Source organism: Hydrogenophilus thiooxidans (assembly GCF_019049855.1).
GTDB classification, from domain to species: Bacteria; Pseudomonadota; Gammaproteobacteria; order Burkholderiales; family Rhodocyclaceae; genus Hydrogenophilus; species Hydrogenophilus thiooxidans.
On the sequence record NZ_JAHLSY010000003.1, the window covers coordinates 146,023 to 162,687 of the forward strand.

14 protein-coding genes are annotated in these 16,665 nt (G+C 62.0%); 9 read left to right on the forward strand and 5 right to left on the reverse strand.

Annotation, left to right across the window (positions count from 1 at the left end):
- The first annotated feature begins 16 nt into the window (after nucleotides 1-16).
- Both KUL93_RS02660 and KUL93_RS02665 read left to right on the forward strand, forming a co-directional pair.
- Nucleotides 17-2,479 carry a DNA internalization-related competence protein ComEC/Rec2 gene (locus tag KUL93_RS02660; RefSeq protein WP_217125571.1) on the forward strand — a complete coding sequence of 821 codons (2,463 nt, stop codon included), beginning with the start codon at nucleotides 17-19 and terminating at the stop codon, nucleotides 2,477-2,479.
- Nucleotides 2,480-2,539: 60 nt separating this feature from the next.
- Nucleotides 2,540-3,532 carry an alpha/beta fold hydrolase gene (locus tag KUL93_RS02665; protein WP_217125572.1) on the forward strand — a complete coding sequence of 331 codons (993 nt, stop codon included), beginning with the start codon at nucleotides 2,540-2,542 and terminating at the stop codon, nucleotides 3,530-3,532.
- On the opposite strand, the gene lolD is transcribed toward KUL93_RS02665, so the two are convergent.
- Together lolD and KUL93_RS02675 are read right to left on the reverse strand one after the other, a co-directional pair.
- Complete coding sequence (gene lolD / locus KUL93_RS02670; protein WP_217125573.1) at nucleotides 3,529-4,212, reverse strand: lipoprotein-releasing ABC transporter ATP-binding protein LolD; 684 nt, start codon at nucleotides 4,210-4,212, stop codon at nucleotides 3,529-3,531. The two genes, KUL93_RS02665 and lolD, sit on opposite strands and share 4 nt — an antisense overlap.
- The gene (locus KUL93_RS02675; RefSeq protein ID WP_217125574.1) at nucleotides 4,205-5,452 is read right to left on the reverse strand and encodes a lipoprotein-releasing ABC transporter permease subunit; all 1,248 of its coding nucleotides are present in this window, start codon (nucleotides 5,450-5,452) and stop codon (nucleotides 4,205-4,207) included. The genes lolD and KUL93_RS02675 overlap by 8 nt, the downstream gene beginning before the upstream one ends.
- 30 nt (nucleotides 5,453-5,482) lie before the next feature.
- Here KUL93_RS02675 and KUL93_RS02680 point away from each other — a divergent pair, with 30 nt between their 5' ends.
- The 5 genes from KUL93_RS02680 to KUL93_RS02700 all read left to right on the forward strand — a co-directional run bounded on the left by KUL93_RS02680 (nucleotide 5,483) and on the right by KUL93_RS02700 (nucleotide 12,914).
- The gene (locus tag KUL93_RS02680; RefSeq protein WP_217125575.1) at nucleotides 5,483-6,520 is read left to right on the forward strand and encodes a hypothetical protein; all 1,038 of its coding nucleotides are present in this window, start codon (nucleotides 5,483-5,485) and stop codon (nucleotides 6,518-6,520) included.
- The gene (gene recJ / locus KUL93_RS02685) at nucleotides 6,520-8,250 is read left to right on the forward strand and encodes a single-stranded-DNA-specific exonuclease RecJ (RefSeq protein WP_346731623.1); all 1,731 of its coding nucleotides are present in this window, start codon (nucleotides 6,520-6,522) and stop codon (nucleotides 8,248-8,250) included. Before KUL93_RS02680 ends, recJ begins: the two co-directional genes overlap by 1 nt.
- A gap of 43 nt (nucleotides 8,251-8,293) precedes the next feature.
- A protein-coding gene (gene prfB, locus KUL93_RS02690) for a peptide chain release factor 2 (RefSeq protein ID WP_217125588.1) occupies nucleotides 8,294-9,431 on the forward strand; the annotation gives its coding sequence in 2 pieces (ribosomal slippage) (nucleotides 8,294-8,374 and nucleotides 8,376-9,431; 1,137 coding nt in all).
- Nucleotides 9,432-9,465: 34 nt separating this feature from the next.
- Nucleotides 9,466-10,296 (forward strand): type I methionyl aminopeptidase, encoded by an 831-nt coding sequence (map, locus tag KUL93_RS02695; protein ID WP_217125577.1) that lies wholly within the window; start codon nucleotides 9,466-9,468, stop codon nucleotides 10,294-10,296.
- 17 nt (nucleotides 10,297-10,313) lie between these two features.
- Complete coding sequence (locus tag KUL93_RS02700) at nucleotides 10,314-12,914, forward strand: [protein-PII] uridylyltransferase (protein WP_217125578.1); 2,601 nt, start codon at nucleotides 10,314-10,316, stop codon at nucleotides 12,912-12,914.
- Nucleotides 12,915-12,953: 39 nt separating this feature from the next.
- On the opposite strand, the gene KUL93_RS02705 is transcribed toward KUL93_RS02700, so the two are convergent.
- Nucleotides 12,954-13,382, reverse strand: coding sequence for a hypothetical protein (locus KUL93_RS02705; RefSeq protein ID WP_217125579.1), 429 nt, complete (start codon nucleotides 13,380-13,382; stop codon nucleotides 12,954-12,956).
- Between the two features lie 120 nt (nucleotides 13,383-13,502).
- On the opposite strand from KUL93_RS02705, the gene KUL93_RS02710 reads away from it, so the two are divergent.
- Together KUL93_RS02710 and KUL93_RS02715 are read left to right on the forward strand one after the other, a co-directional pair.
- The gene (locus KUL93_RS02710) at nucleotides 13,503-13,961 is read left to right on the forward strand and encodes a hypothetical protein (protein WP_217125580.1); all 459 of its coding nucleotides are present in this window, start codon (nucleotides 13,503-13,505) and stop codon (nucleotides 13,959-13,961) included.
- The gene (locus tag KUL93_RS02715) at nucleotides 13,939-15,045 is read left to right on the forward strand and encodes an Sfum_1244 family protein (RefSeq protein WP_217125581.1); all 1,107 of its coding nucleotides are present in this window, start codon (nucleotides 13,939-13,941) and stop codon (nucleotides 15,043-15,045) included. The genes KUL93_RS02710 and KUL93_RS02715 overlap by 23 nt, the downstream gene beginning before the upstream one ends.
- On the opposite strand, the gene KUL93_RS02720 is transcribed toward KUL93_RS02715, so the two are convergent.
- Together KUL93_RS02720 and KUL93_RS02725 are read right to left on the reverse strand one after the other, a co-directional pair.
- The gene (locus tag KUL93_RS02720) at nucleotides 15,039-15,554 is read right to left on the reverse strand and encodes a TIGR00645 family protein (protein ID WP_217125582.1); all 516 of its coding nucleotides are present in this window, start codon (nucleotides 15,552-15,554) and stop codon (nucleotides 15,039-15,041) included. The two genes, KUL93_RS02715 and KUL93_RS02720, sit on opposite strands and share 7 nt — an antisense overlap.
- A 104-nt stretch (nucleotides 15,555-15,658) precedes the next feature.
- Nucleotides 15,659-16,456: an undecaprenyl-diphosphate phosphatase gene (locus KUL93_RS02725; protein WP_217125583.1), complete on the reverse strand. Its 798-nt coding sequence runs from the start codon at nucleotides 16,454-16,456 to the stop codon at nucleotides 15,659-15,661.
- Nucleotides 16,457-16,665: the final 209 nt, after the last annotated feature.

A 16,665-nucleotide genomic window follows, 5' to 3' on the forward strand; every position in this document is an offset into this window, starting at 1 on the left:
AGCGTGGAGTGGTGCGATGCCGATCGTCGCCCTTGCCGTCGGTTTTCTCGTTGGCGCGGTCGCATGGCACCAAACGTCCGCTTTTCCTGCAAGATCCCTCACCTGGGGTGCGTGCGCGCTGGGCTTCGTTCTTGTCGTATGGGCGCTGCGAAGCGGAGTGCTCACGCCACACGACGGAACAGGGGCGTGCGCCCGCAGCACCGGACGCCTGGGATGGCTGGGGTTATGGGTTGGCGCGGCACTCATCGCATGGGGAAGCACCGCTGAGCGCAGTCGCTCTTTTTTTGACGACACGCCACCGGAATCGTGGTTCACCAGCCGAACGCTACCGGTCACGCTCACGGTCTTGGAGCGGATTCCCCTGGCTGGCGGGCCACCGCGCGCCGTCGTCGCGGCGTTGTCCGATGGCAGGAACACGCACCGCGTCCGCCTCACTCTCCCGGATCGCGGGGCTCAAGGCAATTGGTTGCCAGGGGAACGGTACCACGCAACCGTGCGGCTGCGGCCGATTCGCGCAAACATCCAGCCGGGCGCATTCGACAGCGAATGGTGGGCTTTTCGCTTCCGACTGGCTGCTTGGGGCAAAATCGTCAGCGCCACGCCACTGGAGCACGCCCCCCATTGGACCGATGCATTGGTTCGGCTGCGTATTGATCTGGCAGAGCGCCTCGAGAAGTTGCCCCCACGCCACGGGGCGTGGCTGCGCGCGTTGGCGCTGGGCGATCGTTCGAGTTTCGACGATACCACGTGGCAGTTGGTGCAACGGACCGGAACCGCGCACCTCGTGGCGATTTCGGGGATGCACGTGACGCTGGTGGCGTGGCTCTTGGGCGGCATCGTCGCGCGCCTGTGGCAACGCGCATACCGCGCCACGCTTTGGATCGCTGCGCCGCGCGTCGGCTGGCTGGTCGCGATCGCTGTAGCCTGGGGTTACGCGCTCCTCGCCGGCTTGGGCATTCCTGCGGTACGAGCGGCACTCATGCTCACCCTTGCAGGCTTGGCCATGCTCCACGCGCAGCGGCTTCCCGCTTCAGGCGTCCTTGCGGCAACGCTCCTTGCGGTCCTCGTTTGGGATCCTTGGGCAGTGGGCGACGCCGGTTTTTGGCTTTCGTTCGCTGCCGTCGCGCTGCTTTTCCTGCTTGGGCGCGCAGAGGCACCCTGGCGTATGGGCGATGCCCCCTCTGCGGCCTCTCGATCTTTTGGGCAACGTCTCTGGGCAGCATTCCGGTCGTTCGTAACCGTCCAATTGGCGCTGACCTTGGCGCTTGCCCCCCTCACCCTCCTATTTTTCGGTCAAGCCGCACTGCTCGGCGCAGTGGCCAACTTCGTCGCGATTCCGCTCATCGCCTATGCCGCAACCCCTCTGGCGCTGCTGCTTTTGATCGTTCCCGCTCCCCTTCTGGGACAAGGTTTTGCGGAGGTGATCGACCGAACGCTCGATCTCCTCACTTGGGCGAGCCACCTTCCAGCAGCGGTGCGGACCGCGCCCGAAATCCCCGCTGGCCTCTGGTGGGTTGCCGCAAGCCTCCTGCTGCTTGCGCTCTTTCTTCCCCGGGGAATCGCGCCGCGCCTCTTGGCACTGCCAGCGCTGCTGTTGCTCTTCGTCCCCAACCCCCAACGCCCGGAAGTGGGCGCGGCACAGATCACCGTGCTCGATGTCGGTCAAGGGCAAGCGATTCTCATCACCACCGCGCACCATGCGCTCCTTTACGACGCTGGCCCAGCGTCGAACCGATGGGACAGTGGGCACATGCTCGTCCTTCCTTATCTCCAGCGAAGCGGCATCGAGCGGCTCGATGCGGTCGTGCTTTCCCATTTCGACCGCGACCACACGGGCGGTTTTGCCGCAGTAGCGCAAGCGCTTCCCATTGCCACGGTCTGGTATGGTGCGCCACCCGGAACTCTGCCGCCTGACGACGTCGCACCGCTTCGCAACACGCTTTCCGCCCGCCCGTGTCGCCGTGGAACTGAATGGGAGTGGGATGGCGTGCGGTTCGCGTTCCTTTGGCCAACAGACGCGCCGCACCAGAAAGCGATGAGCGACAACGCGGCGTCGTGTGTCTTGCGCGTCACGAGCCGCGCCGGAACCCGCTTTCTGGTCAGTGGCGACTTGGGCGTTCGCGAAGAGCAGACGCTCGTTGCGATGGAGTCCCAGTTCGGCAGCGACATAGTGGTCATCGGGCACCATGGGAGCCACACCTCGTCGTCACCCGCGTGGGTTGGCACGCTCACCCCCCGCTATGCGCTCGTGAGCGTCGGTGCGTTCAACCCCTTCGGCCACCCCCGCTGTGACGTCTTGGAGCGCTGGCGCACGCAGGGCGCGACGATACTGCGCACCGACCGCGACGGCGCGCTCACCTTGACACTGCCGGCAAACGGCAACACGATCGCAGTGGACACCGCCCGCGGCAAGAATGGGCGCTACTGGCATCGCCCCTTCCCGGCCTTTGCTGAATGTGGCGAGCACCGCACACGGTGACCCAAATCGTGTGGTTCCGGCATTCCGTAATGAAAATCCAACAAACAAAGGAGAATCACCATGCGCTTTTGGCAACGGCTGCAAGCCCTTTTCGCCCCAGGGGGTCGCTCCGCGCACCCGGAGCAGGAGACCGCATCGACGTTGGCAAATCCCCCACGCACGACGGGACAAGAGGCACCCATACCCGAACCCCAAACGCTTCCCCATCCGCCGCGCATCGATTGGGTGAACTGCTCCAATACCGCTGGCACGCACCGCATGATCTACTACGAATGGGGCGCGCCCGACAATCCCGAAGTCGTCTTGTGCGTTCATGGTTTGACGCGAACCGGGCGTGATTTCGACGCGCTTGCGGCCCATTTGAGCCGCCGCTATCGGGTGATCTGTCCCGACGTGGTTGGACGCGGACTTTCGGACTGGCTCCCCAACAAGAGCGAATACGCAATCCCACGCTACGCAAGCGACCTCACTACGCTCATTCAGAAAATCCAGCCCCAGAAACTTTACTGGGTGGGTACTTCGATGGGCGGGTTGATTGCAATGGCGATCGCAGCGCAACCCATTTCACCGATCGCAAAACTGGTGTTGAACGACGTTGGCGCTGTGTTGCCGCGGGCGTCGTTGCAACGGATCGGCTCGTATCTCGGAACCGAGCCCCACTTTGCAACGTTCGATGACGCCGTTCGCTACATGCAGACCATCTTTGCCCCGTTTGGCCCCCTCAGCGAACCCCAGTGGCGCCATTTGACATGGCACGCGGTCCGTCAGGAACCGGACGGACGCTGGGTGTTGCGCTATGACCCGGGAATCGCCGTTCCGTTTCGCATCGCGTTTCCTGCACAAGATGTGGCGATGTGGGAGCTCTACGATGCGATTCGCTGCCCGACGGTGCTCGTGCGTGGAGCGGAATCAGACCTCTTGACGCGGGATGTGGCCGAAGCGATGACGCGCCGCGGCCCGCGGGCGCGACTCGTCGAAATTCCCGGTGTGGGCCACGCACCGGCGCTGCTCGATCGCGACCAGATCGACGAAATCAGCGCGTTTCTCGATTAGCCCCGTTCAATCAGTTTCCCCCCCATCAGATGGCAAGTGCGATCGAGCCGCGCCGCCAGGGTTTCGTCGTGGGTCACCACGACGAGCGCGGCGCTGCGCTCGCGTGCAGCCGCTTGCAACAACGCAAACACCTGTTCGGCGTTGCCGCGGTCGAGGTTCCCAGTCGGTTCGTCGGCCAACACACACACCGGTTGCGTCACCAACGCGCGCGCAATCGCCACCCGCTGGCGCTCACCGCCGGAAAGCTGAGCGGGACGGTGGTGCGCACGGTCGGCCAACCCAACGGTAGCCAGCAGCGCGCGTGCGCTCCGTTCTGCCGACTCGCGCGCTTCACGCCGGATCAAAAGCGGCATCATGACGTTCTCGAGCGCCGTGAATTCCGGCAACAGGTGGTGGAACTGATAGACGAAGCCAAGCGCCTGGTTGCGCAAGCGCCCCTTCGCGCGCTCAGATAGCGTGTGGATGCGCGCCCCCAACAACACCACTTCGCCTGCTGTCGGGGTATCGAGCCCAGCCAACAGGTGCAGCAACGTGCTTTTCCCCGAGCCAGAAACCCCAACGACCGCCACCGACTCCCCACGGCGTACGGTCAAATCGACCCCGGAAAGCACGGTCACCGCAGTGCCCGCGTCCTGGTAGCGCTTGGTCAACCCGTGCGCGATCAAAACCGCTTCACTCATGGCGCAACGCCTCCGCAGGTTGGACGTGCGCGGCGCGCCAACTGGGGTAGAGCGTCGCCAGCAGGGTAAGCGCAAACGAAACCCCCACCACCAACGCCACGTCACTCGCGAGCACCTTGGACGGTAAGTCGCTGATGAAATAGACCTCTTTGTTCCACAACGTCGCACCGGTCACCGCTTCCAAAAAAGCCACCACTTCGGAGACGTGGTGCGCCAACCACAACCCCAGCACAGTGCCTGCTGAAAGACCGATCACGCCAATCGCCGCGCCCTGAACGACGAAAATTGCCAAAATCGAAACCGGAGCGGCCCCGATTGTGCGCAGAATCGCGATATCGGCATGCTTATCCTGCACGCTCATCACCAGCGTCGACACCAAGTTGAACGCCGCCACCGCGACGATCAGAAAGAGAATCAACGTCATCATCGTCTTCTCCAATTGAACCGCGCGGAAGAAATTGGCATGGCGGCTGGTCCAATCGCTAAGCCATAGCCCTGCTGGCAACTTCGGTGCCCATTCTCGAACCTTGCGCGGCGCGGCAAGCGGATCGGTGAGCCGAATCCGAATTCCAGTCACCGCATCCCCCATCCGGAAAAAGGCTTGGGCATCGGCAAGCGACAGCAACACCAACCCGGAATCGAACTCATACATCCCGGAATCGAAAATCGCCGCGACACGAAACGCGCGCATTCGTGGCTGCAGCCCGGTTGGCCCAAGCATTGCATCGGGCGCGATCAAAACCAGCGAATCTCCAAGATCGATTCCCAACTGGCGAGCCAAGTCGATGCCAATCGCCGCATGAAACGCGCCTGGTGTGAGCGTATCGAGTGACCCCGCCTTCACGAACTTCTGCCATGCCCCCACCTGCGCCTCTTGCTCGGGCAAAACGCCGCGCACCATCACCCCGTGCGCCACGCCGCCGTGGGTCGCCAACGCCTGCCCAGCGACGAAAGGGGCAGTCGCGACCACCTCCGGATCGGCGCGCAACTGCTGCGCGACAGGCTGCCACGCTGCGAGCATGCCGCCGCTACCGGTCACTTCGAGATGCGCGGCAACCCCCAAGATGCGTGCCCGCAACTCCTCCTGGAACCCATTCATCACCGAAAGCACCACGATGAGCGCCGCAACCCCCAGCGTCATCCCCAACATCGACGCAAGCGCAATGAACGAAACGAACCCCCCTTTTCCGTGCCGCTGGCGGCGCACGTACCGCCAACCGATCCACCACTCGAACGGCAAAGCGTTCTCCTTTCCGGTACCATTACACCTATGGAGCTGATTCTACCCGGGGCGCTCTGGCCCAACCCCAACGCCACGGCGTTTGCCCCCATCGAAAGCCACCCGACCTTGGCGCGCTGGCTGGGGAAAAGCGTCCGCACGCCGCACGCGCGATCGTATCAAGAAATCGTCGCCGAGCGCATCGGTGCCCCAGCGCACACAACGGCAGAACTGCGCTGGCGGGGCGAAGCGCTCGACCGTGCGGGCACCAACCTACCCTCTTTGGCCGAAAGCGGAACGATCCTCTGTGCCGATCCCGTCCACCTCTACCTAGCGCGTGACCACCTGGTCGTCACCGAGCTAGGAGAAACCGCGCCGCAGCAGGAAGAAGCCGAGCGACTTGCCACCGAACTCACCGCGCTCATCCGTACCGAATGGCCGCAGGCAACGCTGGTTGTGGTAACCCCAACCCGCTGGTACCTGACGGGAATTCCCTCCGACGCATGCGCGAACACCACGTTCACCCCGCTTGCCGAGGCATCGAGCCGCCCCTACGCCGAAGTGCTGCCGCACGGTGCCCACGCCCGCGCGTGGCTGCGCCGCATGAACGAATGGCAGGTCTTTCTTGCCAACCACCCGATCAACCGCGCACGCGAGCAGCAAGGACTTCCGCCGATCAACGCGCTGTGGCTCTGGGGCAACCATTCCGTTACGCCACCGAACTCTGCGAAACCGCGTTCCCAGCCACTGCACGTGTTCGTCAATGACGACGCCGATCCGATTCTGTTGGGTTGGTTAGCAGCGCAGCGCATTCCCTTTACCTGCCATCGCACTTGGCCCGCCGCATCCGCGTGCCGTCCTGATCTCGTCATCCTCGACGCCCTGGCCGAAGCGGCACGACGCCTCGATTGGCATGCTTGGCAACGCGCGCTTTCGAATGTGGAGACCCACTGGTTTTCCCGTTTTCCGCGACCACCACGGGCGATTCACCTGGCCGCGACACGAGCTAGCATCACCGCCACCCCCGTTTGGTGGCGCCGGTTTGCCAAACCGCTATCGCTGGAACTGCTCAACCGTTGCTGCGCATGATGACGCCCCATCGCTTCCAGATCCGCACCGCCCCCGCTCGCGTCGTCCACCGCCTGCAACAAGCCGGCGCCGATCCACTCACCGCGCGGCTCTATGCAGCGCGTGGCGTTTCAGACCCAAGGGAACTCAGCACCGAACTCTCGGCGCTCCCCCCACCCGAAGCGCTCAAAGGAACCGACGCGGCGGCGACCCTTCTTGCCGACGCAATCGAAGCGGGTGCGCGGCTCGTCATCGTCGGCGACTACGACTGTGACGGGGCAACCGCGACGGCGCTCGCGGTTCGCGCGCTCAGGGCGATGGGCGCACGGGTGAACTATCTGATTCCGAATCGCTTCACCGATGGCTACGGCCTCACCCCGCGCATCGTCGAAATCGCCGCGCAACGCTTTTCGCCCAACCTCCTCATCACCGTCGACAATGGCATCGCCAGCCACGAAGGGGTAGCCGCTGCTCTGCAACGCGGCATCGAGGTCGTGATCACCGACCACCACCTCCCGGGCGCGTCGCTCCCTGCAGCGAGCGCGATCGTCAACCCCAACCAACCCGGCTGTCCTTTCCCCAGCAAAACCATCGCCGGGGTGGGCGTGATCCTCTACGTGATGATGGCACTGCGCAGCGCGCTGCGCGCGCGCGGCTGGTTCGGCGCCCACCGTCCCGAACCCAATCTCGCCCAATGGCTCGATCTGGTCGCGCTCGGCACCGTAGCCGACGTCGTTCCGCTCGAACATACCAACCGCATCCTGGTCGCGCAGGGGTTGGCACGGATTCGCGCCGGACGGATTAGCCCCGGAATCGCGGCGCTCTTTCACGCCGCGCGACGCGACCCCCGGACGGCAACGACGCAAGACCTTGGCTTTTTCATCGCGCCGCGTGTCAATGCCGCTGGGCGCCTACAAGAGATGACCGTCGGCGTCGAATGCCTGATCACCGACGACCCCATTCGGGCGCAGCAATTGGCCACAATGCTCGACCAGATCAACCGGACGCGGCAGAGCATCGAAGCGAAGATGAAAGACGAAGCGTTGGCACTCCTCGACGGCGAGCCGCTGCACGAAAAACAGACGTTGACGCTCTTTCACCCCGAATGGCACCAAGGGGTGATCGGCATCGTCGCCGGCCGCATCAAGGAGCGTTACCACAAACCGGTATTCGCGTTCGCGCCGCACGAAGACGGGCTGGTGAAAGGGTCAGGGCGCAGCGTCCCAGGGCTGCACCTCCGCGACGCGCTCGACTGGATCAGCAAGCGCGAACCCGAGCTGCTCATCACCTTTGGCGGCCACGCAATGGCCGCTGGGGTGACGTTGCGCGCCATTGACCTCGATCGCTTCGCCAATGCGTTCGAGGCAGCCGCAGCTACGTTGGCGCCGGAAGGGCTCGACCCGCGCACGGTGACCACCGATGGTTCCTTGGCGTGTGACGCGCTGACGCTGGAGACTGCGGAACAGTTGGCCGCAGGCGTCTGGGGACACGGCTTTCCCGCTCCACTTTTCCTCGACCCGTTCCAGTTGCTGGAACAGAGGTTGGTCGGGGATGCCCACCTCCAATTGCGCCTCCGACGCACGGATCGCGTATCAACGCCCCTTGCTGCGATCCTCTTTCGCCACCGCGATCCCCTACCGCCGCACTTTACCGCAGCATACCAACTCAACGTCGACCGTTGGGGCGGAAACCAACGTCTGCGGCTGCACATCGAAACCGTTGCACCGTCCGATGCGCCGAATCTGGGATAATTGCACACTAATCACGTAGCACAGATGGAGAAAGCAAACGATGATGGATCCGCAAGAAATCAACGCGATCGAAGGACAACTGCGCTCGATCCTGGAGCGTAACGACGAACTCCGGAGGTATCTTTGACTACGCCGACCTGAAGCGGCAACTCGAAGAGACCGACCTGGCGCTGCAAGACCCGGAAGTTTGGAACGATCCCGAAAAAGCGCAGGCGCTCGGCAAGCAAAAACGACAACTGGAAGCGCTGATCGAACCGCTCGAAACCACGGCAGACGAGGCCAAGAGCCTGCTCGAACTCCTGGAACTGGCGCGCGAAGAAGCGGACGAAGCCACTCTGACTTCGATCCGTGACGATGCCAAGCGCCTCGACGACGCGATCGCCAAGCTGGAGCTGCGCCGGATGTTCAACGACCCGATGGATCCGAACAACTGCTTCATCGAGATCCAAGCGGGCGCCGGTGGCACCGAAGCGCAGGACTGGGCGTCGATGTTGCTGCGCATGTACCTGCGTTACTGCGAGCAAAAAGGGTTCGAAACCGAAATCCTCGAAGAATCGGAAGGCGAAGTCGCGGGGATCAAAAGCGCGACGGTGAAGGTGAGTGGGGATCATGCATACGGGTATTTGCGCACCGAAACGGGGATTCACCGCCTGGTCCGCAAGAGCCCGTTCGACGCGAATGCGCGCCGCCACACCAGTTTCGCCTCGGTCTTCGTCTACCCCGAGGTCGACGACAAAATCGAAGTCGAGATCAACCCTGCCGATCTGCGGATCGACACCTACCGCGCGTCGGGTGCCGGGGGACAGCACGTGAACCGGACCGATTCGGCGGTACGCATCACCCACATCCCAACCGGTATCGTCGTCCAGTGCCAGAACGACCGTTCGCAACACAAAAACAAAGCCGCGGCGATGGCGATGCTCAAGTCGCGCCTCTATGAATTGGAACTGCGCAAACGGCGCGAGCAACAGCAGGCGCTGGAAGAGTCGAAGAGCGATATCGGCTGGGGCCACCAGATCCGCTCCTATGTGCTCGACCAATCCCGCATCAAGGATCTGCGCACCGGGGTCGAGATCGGCAACACCCAAGCGGTACTCGACGGCGACCTCGACCCGTTCATCGAAGCCGCGCTGAAGCAAGGCGTGAGCGGCACGAAACCTTCCGCCGCGGAAACGGAGTAACCGAGACCCTCTCCCCCAACGGAGCGCGAACCCCATGGCCATCGACATCAAAACCCCTGAAGAGATCGAAGCGATGCGCGTTGCCTGTCGCCTTGCCTCCGAGGTGCTCGACTACATCACGCCGTTCGTTCAACCCGGCGTGACCACCGCGGAACTCGACCGCCTGTGCCACCGCTACATCGAAGACATGCAACAAGCGGTCGCAGCGCCGCTCAACTACCCACCGGGAAGTCCGAACCCCTTCCCCAATGCGATCTGCACCTCGGTCAATCACGTCGTCTGCCACGGGATTCCCAACGAAAAACCGCTCAAAGAGGGGGATATCGTCAACCTCGACATCACCGTACAGAAAGACGGTTGGTACGGCGACACCAGCCGGATGTTCGTCGTCGGCAACAAACCGTCGATTTTGGCGCGGCGGCTCGTCCAGGTAACCTACGAATGCCTGTGGTTGGGGATTGCGGCGGTCCGCCCTGGCGCACGGCTCGGTGACATCGGCGCGGCGATCGAACGCCACGCCCACCACCACGGCTACTCGGTGGTGCGGGAATATTGTGGCCATGGGATCGGTCGGCGCTTTCACGAAGAACCACAGGTACTCCATTACGGCAAACCGGGAACGGGCATCGAACTCGTCCCGGGAATGACGTTTACCATCGAACCGATGATCAACGCCGGCAAAGCGGCCACCTCGGTGCTCGCCGACGGTTGGACGGTGGTCACCAAAGACCGCAGCCTCTCTGCGCAATGGGAACATACGGTTCTGGTCACGGAAACGGGCGTTGAGGTACTCACCACCTCGGCAGGCTGTCCGAAACCACCCGAAATCGTCCGCGACCGTTTCGGTGACGGATTCATCGGCTAGCTTCGGACTTGTTCGCGATGTCCCCGTCGGTCTCTCCCCACTTGTCCGCGATCGCCACCCGCCTGGCCGAGGGCCGTGCGCAGCTCGCGGCACAATTCGCGGATGGAACCCTAACCCCTTTGCAATACCTCCATCGCCACGCCCGGTTGGTGGATACCACACTCGTTGCGCTCACCCGGGCTGTTCCGCTTCCCCGTGGCGCCAGCATCTTGGCGGTAGGGGGTTACGGGCGGCGCGCGCTCTACCCGATGAGCGACATCGACTTGATGCTTTTGGTCCCCGCGCCGTTGCAAGGGGCGGACGAAGCGCGCGCGCAAGCGTTCGTCGCGGCGTTGTGGGATATCGGGCTCGAGGTGGGCATGAGCGTGCGCACCCCAACGGAAGCGCTCACCCTTGCGCAAGAGGACATCACCGTCCAGACGAACATGCTTGAGGGGCGGCGGGTAGCGGGCGCGGTCGCACTCGCCAACGATTTTCTTGCCGCGTTGCGTCGTGCGCTCGACCCGGCCGCGTTTTACCGCGCCAAGGCAGCCGAACAAGAGCGCCGTCACAGTCGTTGGCTTTCCCCTTATACCCTGGAACCCAACGTCAAGGAGCACCCAGGTGGGCAGCGCGATTTGGATCTACTTCTGTGGATCGCCCAAGCATTGGGGTATCGTGGACGTTGGGCGGCCCTAGCGAAAGCGGGACTGTTGCTGACAGAAGAAGCCCGCGAACTCGACCGAAGGCACCGCTTCCTGGCACGGGTGCGCATCGCGCTCCACCTTTTGGCGAAACGGCGGGAAGATCGGCTGCTTTTTGACTACCAAAACGCATTGGCAGCCCAATTCGGCATTCGCGCGCAAGGCGAGCAACGCCCCGCCGAACGCTTCATGCGGCAATACTATCTGAACGCAAAAATCGTACTGCAGCTCAATACCGTGCTGATGGCCGCGTTTTCCGAACGCCTATCCCCTTCCGAAACGGAATCGGCCGAACCGATCGATGACTACTTCGTGCGTCGCGGCAACCGACTCGATCTGGTCCGCGACGGGATCTTTGCCGACCATCCCGAAGCGTTTCTCACGCTCTTCCTCCGCATGGCGCAACACCCCGAACTCACCGGCCTTACTGCACGGGCGGCCCGACGGCTTTGGGCCGAGCGCGACCGTATCACCCCGGAATACCACCGGGTGCCCCGTCACCAACACCTTTTTCTTGAGATTCTCAAACAACCCCGCGGCATCGTCCATGAGACGCGGCGCATGAACCAGTTTGGGATCCTTTCCCGCTACCTGCCGGCGTGGCGGCGCATCGTCTGCCAGATGCAGTACGACCTCTACCACGAATACACCGTCGATCTGCATACCCTGATGGTGATCCGGAACCTGCGCCGTTTCACGATGGAGGAGCACGCGCACGAATACCCCGAAATGAGCGCGCTGATGAGCGAATTCGGGGAACCGTGGCTGCTCTATCTGGCTGCAATCTTTCACGACATTGGCAAAGGACGCGGCGGTGACCACAGCACGATCGGCGCCGAAGCGGCGCGTGCGTTTCTCAGCATCCACCCGATCGACCCCGAAGCGGTCGACCTCGTTGCCTGGCTGGTGCAAGAACACCTGACGATGAGCCGAATCGCGCAGAAAGAGGACATCACCGATCCGGAAACCATCGCGCGTTTCGCGACGCTGGTGGGCGACGAACGGCGACTGATCGCGCTCTATCTCCTCACCCACGCCGACATTCGCGGCACCAGCGCCAAAGTGTGGACTCCTTGGAAAGCGCGCCTACTTGCCGATCTCTTCCACGCCACCCGGCAATGGCTCCAGCAGCACCCGGCGAACGCGGTTGAGGCGCTTCGGCGCGGCGAACCGCTCCACGAACGGCAAGAACGCGCCCGCGCGATCCTGCGCTTCCACGGCATTCGCCCAGGCGAGGAGACCGCGTTCTGGCGCCGGGTAGGCCAAGACTATTTCCTTCGCCACCACGCCGAGACCATCGCGTGGCACACACGGGTCCTCTACTGGCGTCATCAAACCGGCAAACCGGTAGTTCGCGCCCGCCTCCTACCTGACGGCAGCGGGGTCCAGGTGATGGTTTTCGCCCCGGATGCCCCGTTCTTGTTGGCGCGGTTATTGGAAGTCTTCTACTGCCTGGATGCCGATGTCTGGGAGGCGCGGATCTACACCACACCTGACGGGTGGGCGCTCGACACCTTCGTCCTCGACTTCCCGCCCGACCGCCCTACCCGTGAGACGCTCAACCTCTTGGAATATGAACTGAGCGCCGCGCTGGACCAACCCACCCCCACGCTCCCCGAACCGCCGCGCTGCCAACGCCGGCTCCCCCGGCTTGTCCGCCACTTCGGTTTTCCGCCGCAAGTGACGATTACCCCTGATGAAAGCGGCAAGCGGTTCGTCCTTACCGTGATCGCGCTCGATCGACCGGGAACGCTGCTGGCGATCGTCACCGCGCTCGCGCATTGGAACGTTTCTATTGAACTTGCCCGCATCCACACGGCCGGCGAACGCATCGAAGACGCGTTCGTCGTCAGCGGCCCAGGACTCGACCGTCCCGAACGGCAAAACGCGATCATCCAAGCGCTGACTCGGGTATTGGAGCGGTTGGGTGCGTAAGTAGCCCCAAACCGTTTATCGGGAAAACCCGCGCTACCGCTAACCGTGCGGCCAGAGCCGCCACAGAAGCAGCATCACCGCGCCAAATTGACTCAGCCAGAAGAGAAAACTCCACTTCAGAATCGACGAGCGGGTCTCGGCAGCGGTGATTGCCACCTGAGCACGAACCCCCTCGATCTCTTTGGTGAGATCCGCGCGTACCTGCTCGATCTCCTTGGTGAGCTTGAGTTCAATCGCCTTCACCTCTCCCCGAACCTGTTCGATCTCTTTGGTGAGATTCGCGCGTACCTGTTCGATCTCTTTGGTGAGCCTGAGTTCGGTTTCTGAGAGGTGACGAACGGTAACCAGATAGTCGAGATGGGGATAACGCGACTCCAGGAGATCAAACGCTTCGGCAATGACTCGGGCCCGCGTCTCTTCGTCTGGCGCGTGACGTAAGCGGTCGTAGAGGTCGAGAACTGCGCTCATGCTGCACTCCCCTCGTCTGAGATTAATTATTCTCGCACAAGATGCACCCCCTTGGAGTAGCTCTTTGGAGCGTCACGACCGCAAGACTGCTCTTTCTACAATCAGAGAGGAAGCAACGCGTTGCATAAAACCATGAGCCACTTAGACGAACACAGCTTCCGCGCCGTCGTACAAAGGTTGCAACCCCGTCAATGCCCGTTTGCTCAAGCGCTCGATGAGGGGTGCGGGCACTGCCCCTACAGCGACTACGCGCTCCTAGCCGAACGACAGATTCGCCTCTGTCGCCACGAAGCACACCATGAGCTGTGCTTTCGTTTTCTCAAAGCAGTTCGCGTTTCTGCCGTGCTTGTCCTCAAACTTCCCCCGCCATCCAAAAAACTCACCCACCGCCAAGCGCTGCGCCTACAATGTGGTGCGCTAGTGGCGCTTCGGCAATGGCTCGAAAGCAAAGCGTCTGTCGATACTCCGGTTGCCGAGCAGGTCGCTCTCTTTTTTCGACACTCTGCCGAGCGCCCCCACCCTTTTCTTGATCTCATCCCTTATCTGGTGACTTTCGGTGAACGTCCCATATCACTTTGACCATCTCATCAACCAAATCCAACGCAATTGCGCCATTGCCGATGCGCAATATGCGCGCAACCAAACGCTATGCACCTATCTTTTGCAGATGCGCGAATACTACCGGTGGGCGCACGAAATCCCGCTGGGCGCACCGCTTCCGCACCGCGAAGTAGCCCGATGGATCCGCGAACAAGAACGTACGTGGGAACCTCTTGAAGCAGAGGAGCTCAAACCGCTTATCTGGCAGGAACGAACGTTTGACCCGTTCGACGAGGAAGGCCTCAACGCGCTACTCCTTCCTATTGGCTTTGTGTACACTGCGGGGATCGGTCGTTTTGGCAAACCACACTTTGCGCTTGCTGAGCTCAAGCAGAAAACGGTCTGCGCTGGAATCGAGTGTTGGCACCTCGGCCGCGAGTACGCACGCGATCTGTCGCTATTGCCAGCCCTTTACCGCGAAGGGCGAATCGTGATTCGCCGCGACGCGCTTACCCGAATGCTCTGGGAGAAGTGGGAACTTTGGCGCAGCCAACAAGAGGCGTTGCCCAAAGACCGGGCGCTGGTCTTTCAATGCTACCGTTTGGAAGACAACGGATGTCGCCTGGAAACGCTCACTGAGGATGCCGCGACGCTGCTGGTTTGGCATGAAATTGGCGAACACCAGGCAGAAGAGCGACTACCTACTGAGTGGCCGCAGATGGTCGCTGCTGCTGGCGATCGCGCCAACGAAGTGGTGCTGCGCACGGTGCGCGATCTCGTTGCCGACGCGCTCAGCGTCTATCCCCGCCTGGCCGAGCATGACGCCGGGCTCCTCACTGCGCTACACTTTGCGCTTACCGATGGATTGCGGCGGCAATGGGTGAGGAACCTCACCGCAACGCTTTTTGCCTCGCATCAGCCGGCGCCTTCACGGCAACCGCTGCGAACGCTCGCTTCAATTGAAGCAGATCGCTGGCTAAAACTCGCCAACAAGATGCGCACCGCCTACCTCCGTTCGCCAGCGCAATTTCCGCTCTGGCTCCGACGCTGGCGGGAACGACTGCATCAGCAAACCAAGCCAACCCCCAAAGCCGCGTACGACACGGTTTCAACCACTCAGTGACCGCTTCCTCCACCGCGCTGAACCCGATCCATGACCGCATACAAAAGGGCAGAAAAGACAAAAACCAGATGAAGCCCCGTTTGCCACCAAAGGACCCGGTCTTCGATGTTGTGGACGTTGAGAAACGACTTCAGGAGCTCGATCGCCGAGATCGCGACGATCGAACCGATCAGTTTGATCTTGATATCGGCAAAGCCGATATGGCCCATCCAATCGGGACGATCTTCGTGGCTATGGAGATCTTCCATCTTCGAAACGAAATTTTCATAGCCACTGAAGATGATGATGAGGATCAGGTTCATCACAAGCGCCGCGTCGACGAGTGACAACACCCCGACGATCACCTCGGATGAGCTGGCAGTGGGCAGAGCGATCACCATTTCCCACCCCTGCTTCGCGAACTTGTAGAGCATCACCAGAAGCGCCCCCACCAGCCCAAGATAGACTGGGGCGAGCAGCCAACGTGACGCAAAAAGCAGATGCTCGATTGTTTTCTCAACGTGACGCATTCGTTTCCCCCTTCACTGATCCCTCGCAATGGCCAGGGACAGATAACCTACCGATCATACGCATCGAAAAACGCACGCTTTCGCCATTCACAATTGCTCCATTCCTAGCGAACCAGAACCCACCACACCACTGCCGCGAGCGCAATCCGGTACCAAGCAAAGAGCGCGAACGAATGGCGGCTGATATACGCCAACAACCAGCGCACCGCGATCAACCCGGCCACAAACGCCGCAACGAACCCGACCGCGATCTCGTGCAGGTTCGTGACCGTCAGCGCGTGCCAATCTTTGGCCAGGGTGTAGAGCGTTGCAGCGAACATCGTGGGAATCGCCAGAAAAAAAGAGAATTCGGTCACAGCGGTGCGGGAAAGGCCAAAAAGAAGCCCCCCTAAGATCGTCGCGCCCGAGCGGCTTGTTCCGGGAATGAGCGCCAAGCACTGCGCACACCCCACTTTGAGCGCATCAATCCAGGTCATCTCCTCGACACACGCAATCCGCGGTGTGGGGCGGAACCGCTCGACGAGGAGGATCGCCACCCCACCCAACGCCAACATGGTTGCGACCACGCTCGGCGAAAAGAGGTGCGCTTTGATCGCTTTGCCCGCCAGCAACCCTACCACCGCAGCGGGCAAGAACGCGACGATGAGATTGACGACCAACCGAACGGCCGGGGCGTCGCGGTGCATCAACCCGGTGAGGACCGCGGCGATTTTCCCGCGGTAGTGCCAGCAGACCGCGAGAATCGCCCCCAATTGGATCGCGATCGCAAAGGTCTTGTCCGCTTCGCTCGTGCGCGCCAACAACGCCTGCGCCACGATCAAATGGCCGGTGGAAGAGATCGGCAAAAACTCAGTCGCGCCCTCGAGTATGCCAAGCGTGAGTGCCATAAGCAAATCGTTCATCGGTATGCTTTCGGAGTGCTTTTTGAAAGCAGGAGATTATAGCGGCAGTAGCTTGACAATTCTTTCCGGCACAGCGAGAATTTCCAGACCCACTATCTGGGTTTGATAGATGTCAGGTCCCATATCATTATATTCCCCGAAGTCGTGCTAAACTCTTCGAAGCGTACCGACTCCTTGAGCGCTTGTTCCAAGGCCGGAAAGCATTGAAC